This window comes from Shewanella sp. 11B5 (genome assembly GCF_002836795.1).
In the GTDB taxonomy this organism is placed as follows: domain Bacteria; phylum Pseudomonadota; class Gammaproteobacteria; order Enterobacterales; family Shewanellaceae; genus Shewanella; species Shewanella frigidimarina.
On record NZ_PJAP01000468.1, the window covers coordinates 1 to 4,569 of the forward strand.

Annotated in this window: 4 protein-coding genes and 1 pseudogene; 3 read left to right on the forward strand and 2 right to left on the reverse strand. The window is 41.3% G+C overall.

Annotated elements, in window-relative coordinates; translation table 11 throughout:
- Positions 1-159 (reverse strand): annotated as a pseudogene (locus tag CXF78_RS10900) (YebC/PmpR family DNA-binding transcriptional regulator); the annotation flags it as partial.
- A 608-nt stretch (positions 160-767) separates the two neighbouring features.
- Here CXF78_RS10900 and CXF78_RS10905 point away from each other — a divergent pair.
- Positions 768-1,025 (forward strand): TIGR02922 family protein, encoded by a 258-nt coding sequence (locus tag CXF78_RS10905; protein ID WP_041412828.1) that lies wholly within the window; start codon positions 768-770, stop codon positions 1,023-1,025.
- 88 nt (positions 1,026-1,113) lie between these two features.
- Here CXF78_RS10905 and CXF78_RS10910 read toward each other — a convergent pair whose 3' ends face one another.
- The gene (locus tag CXF78_RS10910; RefSeq protein ID WP_102036790.1) at positions 1,114-1,710 is read right to left on the reverse strand and encodes a TetR/AcrR family transcriptional regulator; all 597 of its coding nucleotides are present in this window, start codon (positions 1,708-1,710) and stop codon (positions 1,114-1,116) included.
- A 145-nt stretch (positions 1,711-1,855) separates the two neighbouring features.
- On the opposite strand from CXF78_RS10910, the gene CXF78_RS10915 reads away from it, so the two are divergent.
- Together CXF78_RS10915 and CXF78_RS10920 are read left to right on the forward strand one after the other, a co-directional pair.
- Positions 1,856-2,899: an alkene reductase gene (locus CXF78_RS10915; RefSeq protein ID WP_102036791.1), complete on the forward strand. Its 1,044-nt coding sequence runs from the start codon at positions 1,856-1,858 to the stop codon at positions 2,897-2,899.
- A 239-nt stretch (positions 2,900-3,138) separates the two neighbouring features.
- Positions 3,139-4,461, forward strand: coding sequence for a leucine-rich repeat-containing protein kinase family protein (locus tag CXF78_RS10920; protein WP_257984887.1), 1,323 nt, complete (start codon positions 3,139-3,141; stop codon positions 4,459-4,461).
- Positions 4,462-4,569: the final 108 nt, after the last annotated feature.

Sequence of the window (4,569 nt, forward strand, 5' to 3'; positions counted from 1 at the left end):
TGCGCGGGCAATCAAGCTACGTAGTGCTAGGTTGCCATCTGGGTCGACGCCACCTTTAGCGCAAATATAAATCTCTTTACCGTAACGTGAGTAAATTCGTGTCTTTTGGCCAGCGGTTTTCGCCATGGACTCTTTTTTATTTTGATATGCTCTGCCCATCTTAATCTCGTTTTATTAAATGTTTAAAGGCTAAAAATTGTCACCGATTCTAGCAGGAATAAGTTGTGCTGTTTAGGTGCTGGTTCTAAATTTTGCATAAATAACCTTGTAGCAAAATAATAAAAGGTTATCAAACAGTCCTTTGCCCTAGTCACTAGGTTGCATTCACGTACAATAGATCTGCAATTGCCAAGTAAATTGGTGTTGTTTATAAGGCAACAAAAACGTTTGCGATGACCCTCGTGAAATCGTCTGACTTTTTGCGTTGGCCTATTTCTCATCCCGAGATGAGGTTTAATAGGCTTGTTTACAGTGTAAATACTGCATAATAAAGCGCTAGCACCTCGCACTTACAGGACATAAGTATTCATATTTACACATCAGTTGTGTTAAGTTTATGTGCTAAGAGCCTTAAATCGATAATACAATTTAACAGTGTATTATCGTATAAAGCCGAAATATAAAAATAAGAGAAACGACTTCTCTATTGGGTTAACTCAATATTGAAAGTCCATTGTTTCATCCTTTTACCCTGAGATGTATTGATGAGTTAGATGATCAATATCATTTCTAAACTTAATCAGTATGTTAGAAATGAGAGTCCGAATATGAAATCTGAATCTGCTGAAGGTCAAACGTCAAACGCGACGGTGACTATTTTGTATTACGAAGCCCCTGTTGGTTTAGAAATGCATAATGCTGTGATGACCGATCTGCAAATCAGCCAAACTGGGCGTGTAATGATTCCTGAATCATTTCGTCGAGGTAAATCTATTATTGCGGTATTAGAAGGCGAGTGCAAAATACTTAACTCACTGGGTGAACGTGTTTACTCACAACGAGTTATGAGCAAATTAGAAAATTAAATGAAGCTCAAGTAAAAAAAGACACGTGAAGTGTCTTTTTTTTTGTGATTTTTAACATGTGTGGCATTTATCACGCGAGTTAGCTGTACTAATTTACCGGCTCACAGCGTAGTAAATCAGCTAACAGTTTATCTGCTAAAGGCTGTAATACTTGCTCATTAGGCTGAGTGTGAGCCACTGTTCGTAAACCGTATATTCCCATCACTAAATACTGCGCTAAAAATTGACTGTCGCTGTCCTGTGCTATCAGCTTCTGCGCTTTTGCTGTATCGAACACCATTGCAAGTGACTGGTGCCATAGCTGTAAAAACTGGCAAGTCATTTGTTTTATTTGTTCATCTTGCTCGCCCATTTCACTGAGTGACTTGGTCAGTAAACACGCCTGGGTAGCATCACAGCTTAAACATTCTTGTACGATTAGCGCTAAATAAGCACCTAAGTTGTCGACTGCTGATCGGTCATTGGCAAACAATTGCTGAAACTGTTCATTACGATCTTGTTGGTATTGCTCAATAGCAGCAATAAATAAGCCTTTTTTATTATCAAAGGCACAGTAAATTGACCCCGGATGTAGCCCCGTTGCTTTAGTGAGATCTTGCATGCTGGTTTTAGCGTATCCATTCACTAAAAAGGTGCTCATAGCAGCACGTAAAACCGTTTCTCTATCAAATTCAGCGTGTCTCATATCTGGTCACTTCTGGTCAACAACAAAGCGTGATAACTCATAACGCTCGAGTCTAACTACATTTGATCGATTATTCAAAAAATACTTGAATGTACATTCAATTAAGATTAATCTTGAATGCATATTCAAGAAAGGAGATCGTCCCATGACGGCAAGTTTATTTACACCATACAAACTCAATGACACCCTAACATTATCAAACAAGATTTTAATGGCACCATTAACGCGTTGTATGGCGGATGATGATCTTGTTCCTACTCAAGCTATTGCAGACTATTATGCTCGCCGTGCTGAAGCGGGTTTGATTATCAGTGAAGCGACAATTATCCGTCCAGATGCACAAGGTTACCCAAATACCCCTGGTTTATTTACTCCAGCTCAAATTGACGGCTGGCGCGTAGTGACCGATGCGGTGCACAAAAATGACGGCAAAATTTTTGCTCAGCTTTGGCACACTGGCCGTGTAGCACATCCACACTTTTTTGATGGTGGCTACGTATTATCTGCTTCTGCACAAGCTGTTGAAGGTACTGTGCCTAGAATGCGCGAATTAGTTTACCAAACGCCAAAGGCTGCCACGTTAGATGATATTAAGCAGTTAGTTGTTGATTATGCTCAAGCAGCTGCAAATGCGATTGATGCTGGTTTTGATGGTGTCGAGATTCATGGTGCTAATGGTTATTTAATTGATCAATTCTTACATCATGACAGTAACCGTCGTGAGGACGAATACGGCCAAACCCCTGAAAACATGTCACGTTTTGCTTTAGAAGTGGTTGACGCCATTGTTGCCAGAATTGGCGCAGATCGCACCGCTATTCGCGTTTCTCCAGGAGCCTATTTCAATATGGCTACCGATCCACGCGACCGTGACGTGTTTGACTACTTGTTACCTGAGTTAGCTAAACGCAATTTAGCATTTTTACATGGCGGTATTTTTGACGATTCAATGCAGTTTGATTACTTAGGTGGCAGCATATCGACCTACCTACGCAGTGTTTACACTGGCACCTTAGTGGGTGTAGGTAGCTACACCGCCGAAACGGGTAGTGCAGCCATTACCGACAACAAGTTTGATTTGTTGGCTATTGGCCGTCCATTTATTGCTAATCCAGATTATGTGGCAAAAGTACGTGATGGCGGCGAATTAGTGGCATACGCCGATACCATGTTAACGGAATTGATTTAACCTAGTTTGTTGTTTTACGTTACTGATTTCAGCAGAGGTTAGTAAAACGTAGTTTGTAGGAATCCATTTCTAAGCAGTATTTTCTATGTTAGAAATGGCGCTAAAGTCATCAACCCCAATTTTTGTTTTTTAGCATCCGTCTTGGCCACAGCTTTTGCTGTGGTCTTTTTTTGGCAGAAATTTGTCTCAGTGGGTGCACTCTATTACTATGTCGACAATTTTCGGCAAAGAGAAACATGATGCAAACACTGCAACAATTAAATGATGGTTTGTTACTGGGTTATCAACGAGTCAATATCGCAGAAAAACTGACGGAGTTTCCTGTAAAACTGTTTGAGTTAGCCGATACTCTAGAAGTACTCGATCTTAGCAATAACCAATTATCGTCATTGCCCGATAACTTTGCTGACTTGCATCAACTCAAAATCTTGTTTGTGTCGAATAACCTATTTGAACATCTACCAGCCGTATTAGGCCAGTGTCCAAAGCTCGAAATGATAGGTTTTAAAGCCAATCAAATTCGCACCGTACCCGAAACATCCATTCCAAAGCAAACTCGTTGGTTAATATTAACCGATAACCACATTGAGCAGTTGCCAGACAGTTTAGGTCAGTGTCATCGTCTGGAAAAACTCGCGTTAGCGGGTAACCGATTAACCGCACTGCCTAATAGTATGGCTAATTGTCATCAATTGGCTCTTATCCGTTTATCGGCTAACCAGCTTACCGCCTTACCATATTGGTTATTTGAGCTACCTAACTTAGCCTGGTTGGCTTTTGCAGGTAACGCGTTTAGTCATGTAGAACATTGCGATAATACTCGCGTACCTATAGTGCCATTAACCCAGTTTACGTTAGGTCAGTTACTCGGGCAGGGCGCATCTGGATTAATTTATCAAGCAACTCACCATACAGAAAGCTCAGTTGACACAAGCTTTAGCAGCGACGCTGATGTCGCAATTAAATTGTTTAAGGGCATGGTAACCAGTGATGGTTATCCAGCAGATGAGCTTGATTGTTGCTTAACCGCTGGCGAGCACCCTAATTTGATTAATGTGGTGGCACAAATTAATCAACCAGAACAACTGGGTTTAGTGATGCAACTTATTCCGCCAAGCTACGGCAATTTAGGTTTACCGCCGTCGTTGCAAACCTGTAGCCGTGACACTTTTGAAGCGCAAACGGTATTTACCTGGGCGCGCATTACTCATATTGCTAGCCAAATGGCTGATATTTTGGCTCACTTACACCAAAATGGTATAAGCCATGGTGATATTTATGCCCACAACATCATGATAAATACCGACGATAACGTGCTGTTTGGTGATTTTGGCGCCGCCTCAAATTTAAAGCAGTTCACCCCACAGCATTTGCAATTAATGCAAGCTATTGAGATTAGGGCGTTTGGTTATTTGGTCGATGACATGCTAAACCTCATCGATAACCCAGACACACCACAAGCGGCAATGTTGCGCCAGTTAGTGCAAGATTGCTTGCAGCACAGTTCATCAACCAGACCGACTTTTAAAGCGCTGTTACCACGTTTAGCTAGCATTGCTTAACAGCTAAACACACTCGGGCTAGGGCATCATTAGGTTTAACCAGCCTAGTTGTTTCTTAGCTCGAGTAAATGGTTTTAGTTAATAGCTCTAATGAACAGCTCAAGTGAA

What these genes read in the sequence shown, in the direction of transcription:
- CXF78_RS10905 (WP_041412828.1), top strand. Translation starts at nt 768, where the DNA reads ATGAAATCTGAATCTGCTGAAGGTCAAACGTCAAACGCGACGGTGACT.
- CXF78_RS10910 (WP_102036790.1), bottom strand. Translation starts at nt 1,710, where the DNA reads ATGAGACACGCTGAATTTGATAGAGAAACGGTTTTACGTGCTGCTATG.
- CXF78_RS10915 (WP_102036791.1), top strand. Translation starts at nt 1,856, where the DNA reads ATGACGGCAAGTTTATTTACACCATACAAACTCAATGACACCCTAACA.
- CXF78_RS10920 (WP_257984887.1), top strand. Translation starts at nt 3,139, where the DNA reads ATGCAAACACTGCAACAATTAAATGATGGTTTGTTACTGGGTTATCAA.